The organism is Nocardia otitidiscaviarum NBRC 14405, from assembly GCF_000308635.1.
GTDB lineage: Bacteria > Actinomycetota > Actinomycetes > Mycobacteriales > Mycobacteriaceae > Nocardia > Nocardia otitidiscaviarum.
This window is the reverse complement of record NZ_BAGD01000019.1, coordinates 53,772-73,462: the sequence shown is the minus strand read 5'-3', so window position 1 is coordinate 73,462 and position 19,691 is coordinate 53,772. Positions and strand designations below refer to the sequence as shown.

Sequence of the window (19,691 nt, the reverse complement as noted above, 5' to 3'; positions counted from 1 at the left end):
TGGCACCCTACGCAATCCGGCCGACAAGATCCGTTCCGTGGAATCCCTCTATCTCCCTTCGCAATTGCGATTCGGTCCGTCGCACCGCCGATTGTACGGCCGGATGCAGCATTCGCGAGCACAGGCGGCCTAGAAGACCTGGCGGTTTGAAATACTCCGCCTCGGAGGTGATCACCGAACGACCGTAGCCCAGCGGATCGAATCGCAGGCTGATCACCGCGAGCGGGGAGTCCGCAGGCGCCGCCTTCCCCGGTCGGCGCCTGCGGAGTGTGTACTCGATGACCGCGTTGCGGCGGTACTCGGTGATCTCACACTCGACCGTCGGATGCCACGGGCCCACCCGGAGGGTGCACGCGAACGTCGCCCCCGCACCGTGGTCGGTCTCCCCGACGGGTTCGAAGGCGGCGACGGCGAAGGCCCAGTCCGGCACGAACTGATGGTTGTCCGTGTATCTGAACGCGACCTCCACGGGCGCTCCGACGTCGCTCGCGAGTTTGATATGGCCCATAGGTGCTCCCTGTCCCACGGCTGCGGTTAAAAGTACTACATCCGTCCTCTTTATTGTCAGGGTTACCGAGCCTTTGCCGCATTCCCGATATGTGATCAACCGTCCAATTCTTTGACGATGTGAGCCGCGATGGGCAGCGCCGATGTCGCGGCGGGCGAGGGGGCGTTCAGGACGTGAACCGACCGCTCCGTTCTCTCGAGCAGGAAATCGTGGACGAGCGTGCCGTCGCGCAGCACCGCCTGCGCCCGGATGCCTGCCTCGCGCGGCAGCAGGTCGTCGAGAGTGAGCTCCGGGCAGTAGCGCCGACATTCGGCCAGGTAGCCGCGCTTGAACAGCGAATTGCGCAGCTCCCGAACGCCGGTCCGCACATTGGCCGCCGCCACCCGGTGAAAACCCCGGAATCCCAGGATCTCCCGCACATCACGCAGATCGACGCTGCCCTTGCGGTAGCCCTCGCGGGCCAGGCCCAGTACCGCGTTCGGCCCGACGGTCAGGTTGCCGTCGATGGTGGGGCTCAAATGCACACCCAGGAAGGGCAATTCGGGGTCCGGGATGGGATAGATGAGGGTGCGCACCAGATCTTTGCGGGCCGGCGGCAGCTGGTAGTACTCGCCCCGGAACGGCACGATGCGCAGCTGGGTCCGCAGGCCCGCCAGCCGTGCCAGCCGATCTGCCTGCAGACCCGCGCACACCACCAGCCGCCGGGCCCGCCAACTTCCGGCCGGGCCGGAAACGGTGACCGCGTCGCCGGTTTCGTCGATGGCGGTGATCTCCGCGCCGAGTACCACGGTGCCGCCCGCGGCCCGCACCTGCGCCGCCAGCGCGGCCGTCACCCGGGAGTAGTCGATGATCCCGGTGTCGGGGACGAACAGCGCGCCCACCCCGGTCACCCGGGGCTCGCGCCGCCGCAGTTCGGCGGCGTCGAGTAGTTCCACGTCCACGCCGTTGGTGACCGACCGCTCGTACAGCGCCAGCATCCGGGCATGCTCGGCGGAATCGGTCGCCACCAGCATTTTTCCGCATACCTGGAACGGAATGTCGTGTGCCGCCGCGAATTCCTTGGTGCGCCGCGCCCCCTCTCGGCACAGCCGCGCCTTCAGGCTGCCCGGCGCGTAGTAGATGCCGGAGTGGATGACGCCGCTGTTGTGCCCGGTCTGATGGGTGCCCAGCGCGGCAGCCTTCTCCACCAGTAGCAGACTCGCCCCGGGGTGGCGGGACAGCAGCCGGTGGGCCGTGGCCACGCCGACGATGCCGCCACCGATCACGCAGTAGTCGTACACGCAGCAAGTGTCACACAGTGGTGAGGTCGCCGACCTCCGGTGCGACAGGGGTGCGCGGCCGCTCGGCCTGGGTTTCCACGGGCGCGACCGGTCGCGGAGCGGGAGCCTCGGCCGTGACGGGTTGCTGGGGTGCGCCGGTGCGCCCGAGCGCGGTGTCCGGCTCGTCCGATGTCGATGTGTTCGCCGTGCCCGGGGATATCTCGGCCGGTTCCGGCGCGGTCGCCGCGGCGGGTGCGGGATAGCGGGTGAGCCGCACGCCGACCTCGCCGAGTTCGGTGTCGGAGAGCGTGAGGGTGAGCTCACCGCTCCTGGTGTCGAGCTCGGTGTGCAGTCGGGTGGTACCGGCCGGTCCGAGGTCGATCCCGTCGCCGCGGGTGGCGGGCAGCACCAGATCGGCGACGGTGCCGAAGACATTGGTGTCCACCGTGATGGCGACCGAATTACGTGGGTCCGGGACGACCTGCGCACCCACGAAGGTGTCGCCCACGCGAATGCGTCCGGCCAGGCCGGGCCCATCCGCGGGCTGCTGGCCGGAGGTCAGGATGCTGGGGCGCGCGGCCGTCACGGCCGACTGGGTCGGCGAGTCGGTCAGCGGACCGAAAAGCGAAGTGAGTTCGATCTTTTCGGCAATGGGTGTGACGACCGGGCGTTCCGGCAGTCCCGGGACGTTCCCGGTGCCCCCGCGCGGGTGCGGCGGTGCGGGCGGTGCGGCGATGACGGGGTCGGGACGCTGTGCCCCGGGTAGCTCGTTGGCGATATAGGTGCCCGCGGCGACGGTGAGGCCGATGCTGGCCATGCCCGCGCCGACGACGGCGGTGTGGCGGAGGAACTGTGCGGCGCGCCGAGTGTTACTGGTAGCCGCGCCCCGCGTCGCCGGATCGTGCGACATCTGGTGCGGTCCTTTCCATCTCCCCTCGTCCCCCTGCTCCCCTGCGGCGTACGACCCGCACCGTTGAAAGTCGTACGCCCGTCCAGGTTACGGTGCCGTCGGGTTACACATGTCCCTCGTGAGAGTAGGATCACAGCTCGACAACCGAACGCATTAGTGCGTTTCCGCCGTCTGACGGCGGGGTAAATATTCGGGTAGCTGGCGAGCGTCATCTCGACTGCCACGAAGACCCCCGGCCAACGGCGTCCGGTCGGCACCAGGCACGGCGCATCTACAGTGACGCTCGCCCGCTCTCGTCTACGCCGAGGTCGGAGGTCGAAACGTAGGGCGGGTCAGGCGAACTGGCCCGCCGTACGACCGGCTCCGGGGGGACCGGCGAAAGCCTGTGCGAGGCTCAGCCATTCGGCCGCATCGTCACCGACCACCGCGAGATCCAGATCGTCGAGGTGGCGGCGTTGGGTCACCAGCTGGCAGAAGTCCAGAGCCGAACCGCTGATGCGCTGCCTAGCGTCCGCCGGACCCCAGGTCCACGGGCTGCCGTCGGGGGCGGTGAGTTCCACCCGGAATTCCTCGGCGGGTGCGGTGCGGCCGTGTACCAGATACGCGTAATTCCGGGTGCGCACGCCGAGATGGGCGATATGCCGCAGCCGGGCGGTGGGTGTGCGCACCACACCGAGCGCATCGGCCACATCCTGCCCGTGTGCCCAGGTCTCCATGAGGCGCGCGGTCACCATGGACGCCGGACTCATGGGCGGCCCGAACCAGGGCAGCTTGGTCCCGGCGGGCACCTGTCGCAGCGCGTCGATCAGTGCCGTTCGGCGCGAACGCCATTCGGCCAGCAGTTCCGGCGCCGGAGTGCGGGCCTTCGCCGCCGCCGCCTCGTCCACGAAGGTCAGCGCGCGCGGTCCGGCCTCCTCGACCAGCTTCCCGAACCGCTCGGGGTCGGTGGCGGCGACTGCTGCCACCTCGTCGGTCCAGGTCAGATGCGCGATCTGATGCGCGATACTCCACCCGGGCGCGGGCGTGTCCCGCCCCCACTCGGCGGGATCGAGATCCGCCACCAGTGCATCCAGCTCCGCGCACTCGGCGGCGAAATCGTCGAGCAGCGCCTCCACGTCGGCCATGTCGGTCAGCATCGCAGTGCGGCGAGAAAAATGCAAGCACGCGTGCTTGTATTTGTGCGGCCGTCCCTACCAGCCGAACAGAATCAGGTGGATCGCGCCGACGCCCAGGCCGAGGACTGCGCCGTGCAGGTACAGCAGCCAGGCGTCCTGTTCCACCGAGGCGTAGAACATCTCCATGAACTCGCCGGGGGTGAGCTGCTGGAGTTTGCGGGCCGCGAACTCGTCGATCTTCTCGGCCTGTTCGGCCGCGAAGGCTTCGTCCTCGACCAGGCTCGGGGCCAGCCCCACCGCCGCGCCGACCGCCCCGACCTTCAGATTGTCGAACTGCCGCCGCCCGAAGGCCGCCCGCACCACCGACCGGGTGGGTCCCAGCTGTCGATGGATGGAATCGGAGATGAGCCGCTCCAGCAGCCGCCGGGTCTTGTCCCCATTGGGTCCGTCCAGCAGCTCCTTCGCCAGATTCGGCAGGGTCAGCACCTGGTAGGCCAGGATCTTGGCCAGATCCTGCGCCGCCTCGGGCTGCCGCTTGGCCAGCAGCGCCTGTTTCCACAGGTACTTGTATCGCGGCTGCGGATCGCCGGGTTCGAAGACCATTTTCACCGCGATCACATTGACGATCACGCCGATGGCCGCCGTGGCGACCAGCACCACGAACCAGCTGGGCAGCCAGCCGACGACCGGAATGTCGTGGTGCACATGCAGGTACAGCGCCAGCAGCAGGCCGAAGGGCGCGCCGAGCAGGCCGATCCGCACCATGAAGCGCAGTTCCGGCGCGGCGATGGTGGTGGTCAGATCCTTGAGGATGGTCGGATTGTCCCGCAGGTAGCGGATGACGAAATCCTTGATGTCGATGAGCTGTTCGACATTGTCACCGAGGTGATCGAAGGCCCGCCGGGACAGCAGCGGCAGCTCGCGTTCCACCCGCTGATAGATGATCTGCTTCACCGCGCGCGGCACGGTGGCCCACAGATCCGGGTTCTCCCGCACCATGATCTCGTCCACGATGGGCTGCACCTGTTTGCGGGCGATCTCGGCGATGTAGTCGGCGATGCCGTCCAGATCGAGTTCGTGGATGAAGTCGCGTGGACTGCCGATCCGCATGAGCGCCTTGTCCACGCAGATACTGGCCATCTTCTCGGCGCGGGCGGGAATGAAGCCCTGGAAGCCGAGCTGTCTGCCGTCACCGGAGAAGGTGGGCAGCACCTGCACCCGGCGCGGGAAGTAGGGGTAGAGCACATCCAGGCCCGGCACCCGGAAGCCGCGGAAGTAGACCGGCCAGAAGAGCATGAGCACGCCGGTCCAGTTGGTGAGCCAGCCGGCCACGGCGCTGAACAGGGGGAAACTCACCAGATCGACCACGAGCTTGGACTGGCCGGTGAGGTGCTCCCAATCGATGAAGAGCCCCGAGGCCAGTATGGTCATCGCAGCGTCCCCCTACGGTGCCGGTGGGTGAGAAATAGTGCGCATAACACTCTCACCGGGCCGGGGTGGTGTCAAAGCTATGAGAGGTAGGGGTGAACAGGATGAGTCTGGACCGCCGCGGCTTCCTCACCGGAGCTACCGCAGCCGCCGGAATCGCCACATTGGCCGGAACCGCGACCGCGCAGGCCGCACCGGTTCCCGTGGTGACCAAGGCCGCCTTCCCCACCGGCGATTCGCTGCGCGTTCTGGTCACCGGCGATGCGGGAACGGGTGCCCGCCCGCAATGGCAGGTCGCCGACGCCGCTCGCGCCCTGCACGCCCGCACTCCGTTCTCGCTGGCCCTGGCGCTCGGCGACAATGTGTACGAGAACGGCCCCTGGTCGGACGAGGACGCCCAGTTCGCCGCCAAATTCGAGGATCCCAATCACGGGCTCGACTTCCCCTGGCTCATGGTGCAGGGCAATCACGACAACAGTTCGATTCTGCCCGGCGACGGCGGCTGGCTGCTGCGCGGCGACCACGAGGTGGCCTATCACGCGCGATCGGCCCGCTGGTACATGCCCGCCCGCTACTACTCGGTGCGCGTCCCCGAAGAGAATCCGGTCGTCGAATTCTTCGTGCTGGACCTGAATCCCATCGCGGCCTACCTGCCGCCGCTGTTCGCGCCCTACTGGGCGGCCGACGGCCAGTTCATGACCGAACAGGCCGCGTGGCTGGACAGCGCCCTCGCCGCCTCACCGGCCACGTGGAAGATCGCCTGCACCCACCACCCGTACCTGAACAACGGCCCGCACGGGAACGCCGGGAACTACGAGGGCCTGAATATCGATCCCATCAACGGAATCCACGTTCAGCGCTTCTTCGAGAACCATGTGCTGGGCCGCTGCCAGTTCATCCTGTCCGGCCACGATCATTCGCTCCAGGTCCTCGACCCGACCACGGCCTCGAAGGGCACCCGCCAGCTCATCTCCGGCGCGGCCGCCAAATCCGTGCACGGCGACCGCGCGCGTGGACAGCAGCCGACGCCCGCGCTCTACGAGAACTACGACGACCTGGGCTTCATGGTGCTGGACCTGAACCGCGCCGCCGCCGACCTGAGCGTGGTGACGGTGGACCTCGCCACGGGTGCGGGCACCACCGCCTTCCGGCGCCGCCTGTCCTAGCCCGATCACGGCTTCAGGACGAGCCGAATCGGATTGCCCTCCTTGGCCTCCAGCGCGTGCACGGCCTTCGGGGCGTCCGCGAGCGGCAGCACCGCGCTGACCGAGCGCGCGAAGTCGATCCGGTGCAGTCGCCGCAACCGCACCAGCTCGGTCACATGCTCCGGCCGGGAACCGTAATGCCCGCGCAACTGCTGTTGGAAGAAGCTGAACGCGGTGCCGCCCTTGATGGTGATCGGCTTGTCGGTGAGTCCGACCAGCACCAGCCGCCCCTGCGGCGCCAGGCAGGTCACGGCCTGTTCGCGAACCGCCGCGACCCCGGCGAAGTCGAAGGCGGCCGCCAGTCCGGTCTCGCTCGCCGCCCAGATCCGCTGCCGCAGTTCCGGATCGGCTGGGTCGAGAGCCAGGTCCGCGCCGAGTTCGAGCGCCCGTTCCCGCGCCGCGGGCAGCGGATCGACGGCGATGATGGGCGCGGCACCGATCATGCGCAGCAGTTGCACCCCGTGCACGCCCAGCCCGCCCACGCCCCAGACACCCACCGGCTCGGCCGGTTTCACCTCGGCGGTGGCGGTGATGGCGGCCCACGGCGTGGAGACCGCATCGGGGATGAAGCATGCCTGCTCGAACGGCAGATCGTCCGGGATCGGCACCAGCGTGTCGATGCGGGCGAGGGTGTACTCGGCCCAGCCGCCGTCGTAGTCCACGCCCCGCGTGAAGGTGGCTCCGTCGCGAAGTTCCCCGGCCTGCAACACCACTCGGTCACCGACCCGGGCGGTGGTGACGCCGGGGCCGAGCGCGTGCACGGTGCCCGCGACCTCGTGCCCGAGGGTCACCACATCGCCCTGCAGGAACAGCGGGGTCAGCGTGCCGTCGATGAGATGCACGTCGGACAGGCATACGCCCGCGGCCTCCACCTTGATCAGCACGTGATCGGGGCCAGGCTCCGGAACCGGCACCTCGTCGAGTTCCAGTCGTCGCTGCGGTCCCAGGTGTAGTCGCGCGGCCAGCATGGTCATCGGCTCCTTCCGACGGTCGTCCCCCGCCGGGCCCAGCGTATGCGCGACGCGGTCAGGTGCGCGGTCGTTCCAGGATGCGGGACATGACGATGCTGCTGCGGGTGCGTCCGACGCGGGTGTTCTCCCGGATGCGTTCCACGGTCCGCTCGATCTCGGCCATATCGGTCGCCATGACGTGCACCAGCGCGTCGGCCTCGCCCGCGATGGTCCACACGCCCACCACCTGCGGGATGGGTTCGAGACTGCGTTTGAGTTCGGCCGGGGTGATGTTGTCGCGGTAGTAGACCTCGACGTACGCCTCGGTGCGCCAACCCAGAGCCGACGGGTTGACCAGGGCGGTGAATCCGGTGATCTGGCCGCCCGCCACCAGCTTGTCCACCCGCCGCTTCACCGCCGGGGCCGAAAGTCCGACGGTCGCGCCGATCTCCTGGAAGGACGCGCGGGCGTGCCGCAGCAGATGGGCGAGGATGCGGCGGTCGATCTCGTCCACGGGCGCCGTCCGTTTCGTCGGTGCGCAATGATTCGCTGTTCTTGTCCGAATCTGCGCAACAGATCAGTGTTTTCTACGCAACGATACGCCCAATACCGTCGTGATCACTGCTGTGTCACCGATTCGGACGGAGTGTCGATGACCTCGATAGCCACGCTGCGCGCCCCCGAACCCCCCGGCGCGCGTCGCCCGATCTCCCGGCACTACCTGATGTGCCGCCCCGAGCATTTCGACGTCACCTACGCCATCAACCCGTGGATGGACGTCTCCGCCCCCGTGGACCGGGCGCTGGCCCTGGCCCAGTGGGACGCCCTGCGCGCCGCCTACGAGCGGTGCGGCCATCGGGTGGACGTCATCGCCGCGGAACCGGGGCTGCCCGATATGGTCTTCGCCGCCAATGGCGGCCTGGTGGTCGGCGGCGCGGCGCTCTCGGCCCGCTTCGCCAATGCCGAACGGGTGCCCGAGGGCCCGGCCTATCACCGCTGGTTCAGCGCCCGCGGCCTGACCCGGGTGCGCGCCGCGACCGAAATCAACGAGGGCGAAGGCGATTTCGCGGTCGTCGGCGGGCGCATCCTGGCGGGCACGGGTTTCCGTACGGCACCGGCCGCGCACCGGGAGGCCGAGCGGTTCTTCGGTCGTCCGGTGATTTCGCTGGAGTTGGTGGATCCCCGCTTCTACCACCTGGATACGGCGCTCATGCCGCTCGGCGACACCATCGCCTTCCATCCCCCGGCCTTCTCGGCGGACAGTGCGCGCCTGCTGCACGCCATGTTCCCCGACGCCCTGATCGCCACCGAGGCCGACGCGGATGTGCTGGGGCTCAACGGAGTCTGCGACGGCTACCACGTATTCCTGACCGATCGCGCCACGACGCTGCCGGATCAGCTGCGCGAGCGCGGCTACCACCCGGTGGGCATCGACCTGTCGGAGCTGCTCAAGGCCGGGGGCAGCGTCAAATGCTGCACCTTGGAGCTGCACCGGGCCGCACCGGCCTGATCCGATCTGCTCGGCATCGGCGGACCGGCGAGCCTCAGGCGGCCCGGGCGGCGCGGGTCAGCGTGCGCAGGGTCGCCTCCGGATCCTCCACGTCCACGACCAGGCGGGTGAAGTCGGTGCCCGCCAGTTCGACGAGCACGGCGCGGCCGTCGAAGCGGGTGTCCCAGAATTCCTTGCGGCCCTTGCCCCGGAAGATGCCCGCGGCGATCACACCCGGGAAGAAGGTGCCGGGTGCGCGCAGCCACGGCGGCCGCATATCCACCGGCGCGGGTCCGATCCCGGTGACGTGGGCCAAGTCGAAGCGCACGTGTTCGCGCAGGGCCAGCACCCGGTGGGTACCGGTGACATGCACCGTCGCGGTGGTTCCCTCGATCTCCAGCTCGACCATTCGGCACCCCTAGCTCACATCGGCACGTTCCATCACTGCCCAGGGTGCCCGGCGCGTCTGGACATAGCCTGTGCGTTTCCTACGGTTTCTCTCAGGAAACGACGTGATTTGACCCTCACGCGACGTCAGGCCCGACGCTGTGGTCATGACAGACACCTACCCCGCCTTCGACGTCAGCCCCGTGCCCGTGCCCGGTCCGGACGCCCAGCCGCCGGAACTGTTCCGCGGTATCTACGGCATGCCCATGTTCGTCACCCTGCCGACCTCGGACCTGTCCGCGTCGGTGGATTTCTGGGAGCGTGGCCTCGGCTTCTTCGACCTGTTCACCGTGCCCGGGCAGGTCACTCACCTGCGGCGCTGGATGTTCCAGGACGTGCTTTTGGTTCCGGGCGAACCACCGGCCGCGGCACCGGTGCAGAGCGTCACGTTCTCCTGTGTGCTCGGGCAGCTCGACGGGATCGCCCAGGCGTGTGAGCGGCTGTCGCCCGGCTGCACCACGGGACCGCGCGTCATGCCCTGGAACTCGGTCGAACTCGAGATCGTCACCCCCGAGCGCGCCCGCGTCGTCATGACCGCCGCGCGCCCGTACGATCCGAACGGCGCATCCGCCGAATATCTGCGCTCCGTCGGAATCGAAGGGCCTTCCGAGTGACCGAACCCCCGCGGGCTCTCCCGGTCGGTGCCGTCGCCACCCTGGTCGGCGTCACCGTCCGCACCCTGCACCACTGGGATTCCATCGGCCTGGTCCGCCCCTCCGACCGCAGCGGTTCCGGCTATCGCCTCTACACGCCCGCCGATCTGGCCCGCCTGCACCGCGTGCTGGTCTACCGGGAGCTCGGCGTCCCCCTCACCGAGATCGCGGCGCTACTGGAGGCCGACGCCGACGACGCCCTGGAATCGCTCCTGCGCCAACGGGATCATCTGCGTGAGCGCATTGCCGAACTACAGCGCATGAGCACGGCCCTGGACCGGCTGATCGAAGCCCGCGAGTCCGGGCTGCTGCTCTCCCCCGAAGAGCAGGTGGCGATATTCGGCGGCGACTGGAAACCGGCCTGGGTGGGCGAGGCGCGGGAACGCTGGGGCGATACGCCGCAGTGGGCGCAGTACGCCGAACAGTCGGCGCAACGCTCGCCCGAACAGTGGCGAAACATAGTCGCGTCCGTGGAAGCGCTGCACGCCGAGTTGGTCGAAGCGTTCCGCGCGGGCGTCGCCCCCGGCAGCGCCGCGGCCGCCGAACTTGCCGAACGCCATCGCGATTCCCTGTGCGCGTACTTCCACTGCACCCACTCCATGCATGTGCTGCTGGCGCGCGGCTACACCGAGGATCCGGGCTTCGCGGCCTACTACGACGCCATGGCGCCCGGTCTGGCCGCCTGGCTGCGCGCCATCGTCGAGAGCAATGCCCGTGCGCACGGCATCGACCCGGAAACCGCCGTCTGGGAGTGAGATTCGCCCGGTCAGCGTTTCGAGATGGCGGTGATCAGGGCCCGCTCCCCGTCGGTGCGGGTGGTGACGATCTGCGCGAACCTCTGCGGGCTGGGATCGGTGGGGTACTGCTCGTGCAGTTCGACCTGCCAGGTGTTGCCGTCGGCGTCGGCGCGGGTGAGGAATACGCAGTAGCGGGTGCCGTCGGGCACCTCGTCGATTCCGGCCTGGATGGTGGCGGCGTCGGGCACGGTGGCGTCGGCGGCCACGTGTTCGCGGGCGCGGGCGGCATTGCGATCGACGTAGTACGCCCATTCGAAGGCCAGGATCGCGCCGGGCGCGGTGGCTGGGTCGCCGGGTCCCGCACCGACGACGGTGGTCTCGGTGCGGGTGGCGAAGCAGTTGGCGGTGGCGTGCGGATAGTTCTCCGGTACGGGCGCGACGCTGTCGGTGGTGGCGGGCACCAGCGTGACCGTGCTGGTGACGGCCGCGGTGTCGGCGGTGCCGCCGAGGTTCACGTTGACCGCCACGATGACACCGATCAGCAGGGCGGCGGCGCCCACCGTGGCGACGGCCACCAGGGTGCCGCGCGTCCGGGTGCCCTCGTAGTCGTCGTGGTCGCGGCGGGGGGTCAGTCGGCCGAGTACCGGTTTGATGCGGCCGGTCCGGTCGACGACGCTGCGGCGCGCGGTGGCGCTGTAACCGGAGTAGCCGGTGTCGTCGTCGGTGGTGTCCTGCTCGTCGTCGGCGCGCGCGGTGGTGTCACGCGGCAGGTGTTCCGCGCCGCGGCCCCGGGCGGGTCCGGCGAGCCATTCATCCCAATTGCCGGTGTGGGCGGCGACTTTGGCCGGTATCGGCGCGGGCGGATCCACGCCGGTGGTGTCGGCTCCGAGCACGGGATCGACGGCGCGGTTCGGTGCGCCGTAGACGAATTCCTCGTCCTCGGGGTCGGGTATGGCGTGCCGCCCGCGGCCGGTGGGCACGTTCCAGCTCTCACCCCGGTCGGTCACGCTCGCGGCGGGACCGTCCTCGTGGTCGTGGTCCGCGTAGTGGGCGTTGGTGGGTTGCCCCCAGCTGTCGCCGTTGTCGGTGACGCTGGCGGCAGGGCCGCCGTAATCCGGTTCCGGCTCCTCGGATTTCGCGGGCTCCGGTTCGGGTGCGGGAGCCGGTGCGAGGTCGGGCATTCCGGCGTAGGCGGGCAGGCCCGTCCCGCCGCCCAGGACGAATGGGTTCGGGGTCTGATCCTTGGTCACGTGATTCCCCCTGGGGTCCGCGGGCGGTTCAGCTGGTGCGGGCCGCCGGTGTCACGCCGAGCTGGCCGTCGCGCCGGGGTGGGCGTTCCTCCTGGGGTGCGGGTTGGGCGACGATCGGGGGCGGCAGCACCCCGCCGGGGCCGGGACCGGCGTCTTCCTCCGGCAGTCCCGCCGAGGGGGCCGAATCCTGCTGCGGCACACTGTTTCCGGTATCCGGCGCGGTCGGGTACGGGGCGAGTTCCACCGGTTCGTCGCCGAGGTTGAAGCTCAGATCCGGTGTATCGTCGGGTATCTCGGGCTCCGCGGGTGCCAGGCCGGGGAACAGTTCGCCGCCGGGCGTGGTGCCGGTGCCGTTGTTGTTCTGGTTGGCGGCGGCGGGGTTGACGGCCTGGGTGACGGCGGTGGTGCCGACCGTGGCGAGGGCGTCGATGCCGGTGGTCGCCACCTCCACGCCCTTGTCCATGGCGTGGGTGATCACGCCGGCCACGGTGTCGATCAGATGGGTGCCGACCGAGACGCCCGCGTCGATGAGGCTCGAGCCCAGGGTCACTCCGCCGTTGATCAGTGCCAGTTGCAGCGCGTGCTGCGCGGCCAGTACGGGATCGGAGGTCGTGGCGGTGTCGGGGCGGTAGGTCAGCGTCGGGGTTCCGTATGTCGGGGTGCCGTAGTAACCGCCGCCGGTGCCGCCGATGCCGTTCCAGGTGGGCGCGCCGGGATGAAAACCGGTGGGCACGCTGACCCGGGGTGCGTGCTCACCCAGCCCGAGCGCGTTGACGGTGGCGGTGTGCGAGTCCATCTCGCCGTTGGCGGTCTGCACCACCCGCACCCCGTCGCGGATGTAGTCGGTGGCGAGTTCCACGATCTGGTCGGCGTCGGCCTGCGAGCGCGCGTTGTTCGCCAACACGGTTGCCTTGGCCCGGAAGTCGGCGATGAGCTGATCGAGTTCGGCCGCGGCGGTGTCGCGGGTGGCGTAGGCGGCGGCCAGGGTCGCCCCCAGCCCCGTCGAGGTGTCCGCCAGCGCCGACACCTCGTCGCGCGTGCGGGTGATGGCGGGCACCGCCGCCACGGCCGTCCGCGCCGATTCCAGTCCGGTGGCCCCCACTCGATGCGGTTCGTCGGAATCCCGAATGGCGGCGGGCACGGCCCCGAGCGCCGCCAGGGTGACCGCGTCCGGCCGCGCCCCGTCACCGAGCGCCGCCCGTAGTCGCAGCAGCGGTCCGACCAGCGTGGAGACGATGGTGGGCTCGGTGACCACCGTGGTGGTATCCGCGTCGCTCCTGACCACGACTACACCTCTCGCACCGTCGTATCGGCCACCGCGCCCCCGATCGCTCCGGCATTGTGCGCGTCCGTGGCCGCCATGACCTCCCCCCAAGCCTTGACGGCCTGCCCGTAGGCATCGGTGAGCACCGCCGCCGTCCCCACGGTCTTCCCCAGATTCCCCCAGGCCGCCGCCCACGCCACGGCGAAATCCTCGCCGAGCGCCCCCAACCCGGACAGGTCGAACGCGGCAGCCCGCGCGGCCCCGCCCGACGCCGCGGTCAGCAGCTCGGCAGCCTGGGCGGCAGCAGCGGTATAGGCGGCCGAAGCGGTGTAATCGAACACCACTTCACCGGAAGTATTGGGACTGTTGCTCATAGTCGATCTCCCCGAACGGTGGAGGACGTGGATGCCAAGCCATGCTGCCACGAATCCCCCCATTTCGGCTGGGCGAACCAGACAATCGGTGCGGTGGACCAGGCGGATTCGACGGCCCCGGTGGCCGGAGCGATCGGGATCGGACTGCCCGGCTGCGGACCGGGCGCTCGGCGTCTGTCTCCTAGCTCGTCCCGTGTTCGCCAGGGGCGAACCGGTCGGTCGGAACAAGACCGGGAGGTGCCGGGTTGAGTAGGTAACGCTCAACCTTGGAAGGGGTCGAAGACGTGAGTACTGCACAGAACCTGCCGGTCCTGTTCCTGACCGATCCGATCGTGCTGCCCGGCATGGTCGTGCCGATCGAGCTGGACGAATCCGCGCAGGCCGCCATCGATGCCGCGCGGGCCGGCAAGGTCGAACAGGTGCTGCTCGCGCCTCGGCTGGAGGAGGGGTACGCCACCTACGGTGTGGTCGCGACCATCGAACAGGTCGGCCGGATGCGTGGGGGTGCGCCCGCCGCGGTGCTGAAGGCCGAGCGGCGCGCCAAGATCGGACACGGCGTGACCGGGCCGGGGGCGGCGCTGTGGGTGGAGGCCGAGGAGGTCGAGACGCCCGCCGTCGACGGTCGCACCACCGAACTGGCCGACGAGTACAAGAAGCTGGTCGTCGCCGTGCTGCAACGTCGTGAGGCGTGGCAGGTCATCGACGCGGTCAACCAGCTGACCGATCCGTCCGCCCTGGCCGACGCGGCCGGGTGGGCGTCGTGGCTGAGCAATGAGCAGAAACGCGAATTGCTCGAAACACCGGATACCGCAACCCGTCTGACCAGTCTGATCGCCTGGACCAAGGCGCATATCGCCGAAACCGAGGTCAGCGAGAAGATCAGCGAGGACGTGCGCGAGGGCGTCGAGAAGACCCAGCGCGAATTCCTGCTGCGCCAGCAGCTCAACGCCATTCGCAAGGAGCTGGGCGAGGACGAACCCGACGGCGCGGACGACTACCGCACCCGGGTGGAGAACGCCGACCTGCCCGAAGACGTGCGCGAGGCCGCTCTGCGTGAGGTGGGCCGCCTGGAGCGCGCCAGCGACCAGAGCCCCGAATCGGGCTGGATCCGCACCTGGCTGGACACCGTCCTGGAGCTGCCCTGGAACGAGAAGACCACCGACAGCACCGATGTGGCGGCCGCGCGGGCCGTACTGGACGCCGACCACCACGGCTTGGACGAGGTGAAGGACCGCATGGTCGAGTACCTGGCGGTGCGTGCCCGGCGGGCCGCGCGCGGCCTGGAGGTCGTGGGCGGTCGCGGTTCCGGCGCGGTGCTGGTGCTGGTCGGACCGCCCGGCGTGGGCAAAACCTCGCTGGGTGAGTCCGTGGCTCGGGCGCTGGGCCGCAAGTTCGTGCGCGTCGCCCTGGGCGGGGTGCGCGACGAGGCCGAGATCCGCGGTCACCGCCGCACCTATGTGGGCGCACTGCCCGGCCGGATCGTGCGCGCCATGAAGGAGGCGGGTTCGATGAACCCGGTCGTCCTGTTGGACGAGATCGACAAGGTCGGCTCCGACTTCCGCGGCGATCCGGCGGCGGCGCTGCTGGAGGTGCTGGATCCGGCGCAGAACCACACCTTCCGCGACCACTACCTGGATCTGGATCTGGACCTGTCCGACGTGCTGTTCATCGCGACCGCGAATGTCATGGAGACCATTCCCGGCCCGCTGCTGGACCGCATGGAGCTGATCACGGTCGACGGCTACACCGAGGACGACAAGGTGGCCATCGCCCGGGACTTCCTCATCCCGCGGCAGTTGGAGCGCAATGCCCTGACCCCGCACGAGGTCTCGATCACCGACGCGGCCCTGCGCGAGATCGCGGCGAACTACACCCGCGAAGCCGGTGTGCGGCAGATGGAACGGTTGATCGCGAAGGCACTGCGCAAGGCAGCGACCAAGCTGTCCCAGCACGGCTTCGTCGAAATCGTCAGTGCTGGACTGGGTTACGACCCATCGCTGGGCTACGAGGACGCCGACGGGGCATCGCTGACCATCGACCTGCCCAACCTGAAGGACTACCTGGGCCGTCCCCGCTTCACCCCGGATTCGGTGGAACGCACCGCGGTCCCCGGCGTGGCGACCGGGCTGGCCGTCACCGGCCTGGGCGGCGACGTGCTCTACATCGAGGCCAATGCCGCCGAGGGTGAGCGTTCGCTCACTCTCACCGGCCAGCTGGGTGACGTCATGAAGGAGTCGGCACAGATCGCCCTCACCTACGTGCGCTCCCACCTGGAGGAGATCGGTATCGAACCGTCGGTGCTGGATCGCAATATCCACATCCACTTCCCGGCGGGCGCGGTGCCGAAGGACGGCCCGTCGGCGGGCGTCACCATGGTCACGGCCCTGGTCTCGCTGGCCCTGGACCGCAAGGTGCGCGCCGATGTCGGTATGACCGGCGAGGTCACCCTCAACGGCCGGGTGCTGCCCATCGGCGGCGTCAAGCAGAAGCTGATGGCGGCCCAGCGCGCGGGCCTGAAGACCGTCTTCATTCCGGCCCGCAACGAGCCGGATCTGGACGAGGTTCCGGCCGAAGTGCTGGCGGCCCTGGACGTCCGGCCCGTCGCCGATGTGGCCGACATCCTGGCCTACGCCATCGAACCAGTAGCCGAACCGGCGCTGGACGACCGCAGGTTCGCCAGGACCGCCTGACGGCAACCATCCGGCGAACAATTCGGGCCGCGGCTGTTTCACATGAAACAGTCGCGGCCCGAATGCGTTTCGGCTATCGACGCCGCTCAGGCCCCCTCGTTGCCGTCGAGCTCTCGCACGGCCGCCGCTCAGTGCGGGCTACGCCCCTTGAACCAGGTCCCGAGGTACCGGTACGGATAGCGGGCCTTCACCACGCCGGACTCGACATGTCCGCTCACCCGCACCACGCGGGCCCCCGGGAACGGCTTGCGCTTGACCCGGTTCACCACGCGTCCGGCGTCGGTGCGCACCTCGTCGAGGTGTACCCGCCAACCGCGCGGCACCACCAGCACCACCGATCCGGAACCGACGTCGACTCGCATATCGATCTCGCGGTGTGGACAGAACGCGCGGGTGAAGTCCACTGTCACAGTGCCTTTCGGCGATTCCGCGCGAATATGGGTGGGAACGGCCCACTCGCCGTTTACTTTTCGCCTACTACCGGTCGAACTCAGCTCCAACTCGGAGGTTTTCACTGCCGACGCGTGCCGCTGCATATTGGAACCGCTCACCGATGCTCCTCCACGAAAAACTGCGCTCGAGCATACGACGGCCCGAACCCATCGGACACGAACTGTTATGCCCCCGATACCGAATGCGAAACGGGGCCTCGGCAGCACCTCCGGCAGCCGGATTTGCCATGCTGTCCGCAAGCGACGAAAGGGATCACCCATGAGCGAGCGCAGCGAGCGACTTGAGATCACGGCCGAGTTCGAGACGATCCGGTTCGAGCGGACCGGCGATATCGCCCGCATCACGCTGAATCGTCCCGAGGCCGCCAACGGCATCAACGCCGCTCTCGGCCGGGAGTTGGCCGCCGCGGCCGGACAGTGCGTCGACGATCCGACGCTGAAGGTCGTGATCCTCACCGGCGCGGGCCGCTTCTTCTCCGCCGGCGGCGATCTCAAGGGGATGGCCGCCGCCGAGGAGGGTCCGGGCGCGTACGTGAAATCCCTCGCCGAGGATCTGCATCAGGCCATGTCCTCGTTCGCCCGGATGGACGCCCTGCTCCTGGTGGCCGTCAACGGCACCGCGGCGGGCGCGGGTTTCAGCCTGGCCATTGCCGGTGACCTGGTGGTCGCGGCCGAATCGGCCGCCTTCACCATGGCCTACACCCGCGCGGGCCTGAGCCCCGACGGCGGTTCCTCCTATTACCTGCCCCGTCTGATCGGCCTGCGCCGCACCCAGGAACTCATGCTCACCAACCGCACCCTGCGGGCCGCCGAGGCGCTGGAGTGGGGCCTGCTGCACCGCGTGGTCCCCGACGCCGACCTCGCCGCCACCGTCGACGACCTGGCCGAACAGTTCGCCGCGGGCCCGAGGACCGCCAACGCCCACGTCAAGAAGCTGCTCCTGGTCACGCACGGCCACACCCTGGAGGAGCAGATGAACACCGAGGCGGATTTCATCTCCGCCGCCGCCGGTTCCGCGGACGGTCAGGAGGGCATCGCCGCCTTCCTGGGCAAGCGCGCCCCGAAGTTCTCCTGACCGCTCGGACCTCAGCCGCGTCGCCTGCGCAGCGCGATCAGCAGCGCGCCGCCGAGAATCACGGCCGCGCCGACCCCGCCGACCGCCGCCAGCACGAGGCCGCGCCGCGGCTCGGCTTCGGCGCCGGTCGCGGTCGGCGCGCTCGTCACCGGGGCCTTGCCCTCCCCGAGCACGCCGTTCCCGGTGTCGTCGGCATAGGTCGGTCCGCTCTCCGCGGTCCCGGCGACGGTCAGGTCGAGGTGGACCGGTACCGGCGTCTGTCCGTCCGCCGCGGCCGAACCCAGTTTGACCGCGATGTAATACCAGCCCGCCACCGACTGTTCGCGCACGTCGGCTTGGTCGGCGGCCCGGTTGTTGTATCGGATCGGCACCGTCGCGATGGCCGAATCGCCGGTGGGCAGCATCCCGGCGCTCCCGGTGTAGACGTGTGAGTCCGAGTCGATTTCCTCGGCCAGCGGCGAGTACAGGGTGGTGGTGATATTCGAGACGGCCGACAGACCACGGGCGTCGTTGGCCTCGAAGTTCACCCGATACGCCAGCCCCTGCCCCCAGCCCAGCCGCACCCGGTAGAAGACGTACTCACCCGGTCGGAGGATGTCGCTGTAGCCTCCCGAACCATCCAGCGTGGTAGCCGAATTGAAGGAGCCGCCGCCGGTCACCGGCTGCGTCGCGGTGGTCGGAGGCACGAAGGTGGTGGCGGGGAGCACCGCGACGGGTCCGGGATCGATCGCGGCGGGTTCGATTCCGACGAGGATCTCCAGTGGCAGCCGGGCGGGCACGCCCTCGGAGACGTTGTCCCATTCCACCGAGAAGTAGTACCGGCCCGCGCCCGCACACTGGTCGGTGGCGTCCCGGCCCTCCTCGGCGGCTCCGCGCCACGTCTCGCTGACGGTCAGCGTCACGCCATCGCTGGAGCGTCCGGCCTGTTCTCGCTCCCGTTCCCGGCAGTCGGTGCCGTCGTGCCCGTAGACCCGTGTTTCGAGGGTGTTGTAGTCGTCGACGATCGAGACGTCCGATACGCGGGGGTAGGACATGATGCCGCTGAAGTAGGCGGTCGCACCCTGCGGCACGTCGACGGCGTAGAACCGTTTCTCGTGCTGGCCCAGGGTATCGAGATGATGTCCCGGTCGCGCCACGGGCGCATCGGCGTAGTCGGCGGTGCCCGTGATGGGTGTGCCCGCCGCCTGATAGTCGCGCAGTGCGGCAGTGGTGACCTTCGGCAGCATCCGTTCCAGCGCGGCCCCGTCCGCGGCGTCGCTGTAGCTGCCGCCGGTGGCCTCGGCCATGCAGGTCAGTTGCGTGCGGGCGGCGTCGTCGACGGCGAAGCCGATGGTGTGCACCGTCAGATCGACGCCCTGCTGCTTCAATTCCCGTGCCACATCGCAGGGATCGGGTGGTGCACAGGTGTCCTCGCCGTCGGAGACGAGCACGATGGATCTCGGTTCGTCCGCCGGCAGCGCGGCGGCGGTCTCGCGCAGCGCGGTGCCCATGGGCGTCCAGCCGCGGGCTTCGATACCGTTCACCGCATCGGTGAGGGCCGCGCGGTCGAGCGTATCCGCCTGCCGCAGAATCTGGACGTCCCGGCATCCGGCCGCCTTCTCCGCCTCGTCGTTTCCGGTGCCGGTGCCGTAGGTGGCCAGCCCCACGTGGGCCGTGGCGGGTGCGCTGTCGACGAAGGTTCGTACGGCGTTTCTGGCGGCGTCCATCATGGTGCCCGCCGGGTCGGGACGCCGCATGGATCCCGAGGCGTCGAGAATGATCATGGTCGGTGCGTAGGGCGTTTCCGGTTCCGCGTGGGCGGGTGCCGTGCCGAGTCCGAGCCCGGCCAGCCCCACGGCGACCACCGTGATGAACTTTCTCGCAATGCGCATAACGGACCAGACGC

The 19,691-nt window shown here is 69.3% G+C and carries 19 protein-coding genes; 6 read left to right on the top strand and 13 right to left on the bottom strand.

Annotation, left to right across the window (positions count from 1 at the left end; all coding sequences use genetic code 11):
* Nucleotides 1–7: 7 nt before the first annotated feature.
* From ON31_RS00400 to ON31_RS00380, 5 genes are all read right to left on the bottom strand, one after another.
* Nucleotides 8–508 (bottom strand): SRPBCC family protein, encoded by a 501-nt coding sequence (locus ON31_RS00400; protein ID WP_029932427.1) that lies wholly within the window; start codon nt 506–508, stop codon nt 8–10.
* 95 nt (nt 509–603) lie between these two features.
* Entirely contained in the window at nt 604–1,788 is a 1,185-nt protein-coding gene (gene lhgD, locus ON31_RS00395) for an L-2-hydroxyglutarate dehydrogenase (RefSeq protein WP_039808030.1), read from the bottom strand.
* 10 nt (nt 1,789–1,798) lie between these two features.
* The gene (locus ON31_RS00390; protein WP_039808027.1) at nt 1,799–2,677 is read right to left on the bottom strand and encodes a hypothetical protein; all 879 of its coding nucleotides are present in this window, start codon (nt 2,675–2,677) and stop codon (nt 1,799–1,801) included.
* Nucleotides 2,678–3,009: 332 nt separating this feature from the next.
* The gene (locus tag ON31_RS00385) at nt 3,010–3,801 is read right to left on the bottom strand and encodes a TIGR03084 family metal-binding protein (protein WP_039808360.1); all 792 of its coding nucleotides are present in this window, start codon (nt 3,799–3,801) and stop codon (nt 3,010–3,012) included.
* Between the two features lie 66 nt (nt 3,802–3,867).
* Nucleotides 3,868–5,223, bottom strand: coding sequence for a DUF445 domain-containing protein (locus ON31_RS00380; protein WP_039808024.1), 1,356 nt, complete (start codon nt 5,221–5,223; stop codon nt 3,868–3,870).
* Between the two features lie 101 nt (nt 5,224–5,324).
* On the opposite strand from ON31_RS00380, the gene ON31_RS00375 reads away from it, so the two are divergent.
* On the top strand, nt 5,325–6,386 hold the full coding sequence (locus ON31_RS00375) for a metallophosphoesterase (protein ID WP_039808022.1): 1,062 nt from the start codon (nt 5,325–5,327) through the stop codon (nt 6,384–6,386).
* A 5-nt stretch (nt 6,387–6,391) separates the two neighbouring features.
* On the opposite strand, the gene ON31_RS00370 is transcribed toward ON31_RS00375, so the two are convergent.
* Nucleotides 6,392–7,399, bottom strand: a complete 1,008-nt coding sequence (locus tag ON31_RS00370) for a zinc-binding dehydrogenase (RefSeq protein WP_029932421.1) — start codon at nt 7,397–7,399, stop codon at nt 6,392–6,394.
* Nucleotides 7,400–7,451: 52 nt separating this feature from the next.
* A complete protein-coding gene (locus tag ON31_RS00365; protein ID WP_039808019.1) occupies nt 7,452–7,889 on the bottom strand; it encodes an Lrp/AsnC family transcriptional regulator in 438 nt (145 codons plus the stop codon).
* Between the two features lie 138 nt (nt 7,890–8,027).
* Here ON31_RS00365 and ddaH point away from each other — a divergent pair, with 138 nt between their 5' ends.
* A complete protein-coding gene (ddaH, locus tag ON31_RS00360) occupies nt 8,028–8,885 on the top strand; it encodes a dimethylargininase (protein ID WP_051036568.1) in 858 nt (285 codons plus the stop codon).
* Between the two features lie 34 nt (nt 8,886–8,919).
* Here ddaH and ON31_RS00355 read toward each other — a convergent pair whose 3' ends face one another.
* Complete coding sequence (locus ON31_RS00355; RefSeq protein ID WP_029932418.1) at nt 8,920–9,273, bottom strand: hypothetical protein; 354 nt, start codon at nt 9,271–9,273, stop codon at nt 8,920–8,922.
* Nucleotides 9,274–9,418: 145 nt separating this feature from the next.
* Between ON31_RS00355 and ON31_RS00350 the strand changes: the two genes are divergently transcribed.
* Both ON31_RS00350 and ON31_RS00345 read left to right on the top strand, forming a co-directional pair.
* Nucleotides 9,419–9,925, top strand: coding sequence for a VOC family protein (locus ON31_RS00350; protein WP_039808016.1), 507 nt, complete (start codon nt 9,419–9,421; stop codon nt 9,923–9,925).
* Nucleotides 9,922–10,719: a MerR family transcriptional regulator gene (locus ON31_RS00345; protein WP_039808013.1), complete on the top strand. Its 798-nt coding sequence runs from the start codon at nt 9,922–9,924 to the stop codon at nt 10,717–10,719. Before ON31_RS00350 ends, ON31_RS00345 begins: the two co-directional genes overlap by 4 nt.
* Nucleotides 10,720–10,730: 11 nt before the next feature.
* Here the strand turns inward: ON31_RS00345 and ON31_RS34375 are convergent, their stop codons facing one another.
* Genes ON31_RS34375 through ON31_RS00330 form a run of 3 tightly spaced genes read right to left on the bottom strand, consistent with a single transcriptional unit; the run spans nt 10,731 to nt 13,589 of the window.
* A complete protein-coding gene (locus tag ON31_RS34375; protein WP_051036567.1) occupies nt 10,731–11,951 on the bottom strand; it encodes a DUF8176 domain-containing protein in 1,221 nt (406 codons plus the stop codon).
* Between the two features lie 28 nt (nt 11,952–11,979).
* The gene (locus ON31_RS00335; RefSeq protein WP_039808011.1) at nt 11,980–13,236 is read right to left on the bottom strand and encodes a hypothetical protein; all 1,257 of its coding nucleotides are present in this window, start codon (nt 13,234–13,236) and stop codon (nt 11,980–11,982) included.
* A 2-nt stretch (nt 13,237–13,238) separates the two neighbouring features.
* A complete protein-coding gene (locus tag ON31_RS00330; RefSeq protein ID WP_147287016.1) occupies nt 13,239–13,589 on the bottom strand; it encodes a hypothetical protein in 351 nt (116 codons plus the stop codon).
* A 344-nt stretch (nt 13,590–13,933) separates the two neighbouring features.
* On the opposite strand from ON31_RS00330, the gene lon reads away from it, so the two are divergent.
* Complete coding sequence (gene lon / locus ON31_RS00325; RefSeq protein WP_370450451.1) at nt 13,934–16,279, top strand: endopeptidase La; 2,346 nt, start codon at nt 13,934–13,936, stop codon at nt 16,277–16,279.
* 128 nt (nt 16,280–16,407) lie between these two features.
* On the opposite strand, the gene ON31_RS00320 is transcribed toward lon, so the two are convergent.
* On the bottom strand, nt 16,408–16,683 hold the full coding sequence (locus ON31_RS00320) for a hypothetical protein (protein ID WP_051036566.1): 276 nt from the start codon (nt 16,681–16,683) through the stop codon (nt 16,408–16,410).
* Between the two features lie 307 nt (nt 16,684–16,990).
* Here ON31_RS00320 and ON31_RS00315 point away from each other — a divergent pair, with 307 nt between their 5' ends.
* Entirely contained in the window at nt 16,991–17,806 is an 816-nt protein-coding gene (locus ON31_RS00315; RefSeq protein ID WP_051036565.1) for an enoyl-CoA hydratase/isomerase family protein, read from the top strand.
* 11 nt (nt 17,807–17,817) lie between these two features.
* Here ON31_RS00315 and ON31_RS00310 read toward each other — a convergent pair whose 3' ends face one another.
* On the bottom strand, nt 17,818–19,677 hold the full coding sequence (locus tag ON31_RS00310; protein ID WP_157533555.1) for a vWA domain-containing protein: 1,860 nt from the start codon (nt 19,675–19,677) through the stop codon (nt 17,818–17,820).
* Between the last annotated feature and the right edge of the window lie 14 nt (nt 19,678–19,691).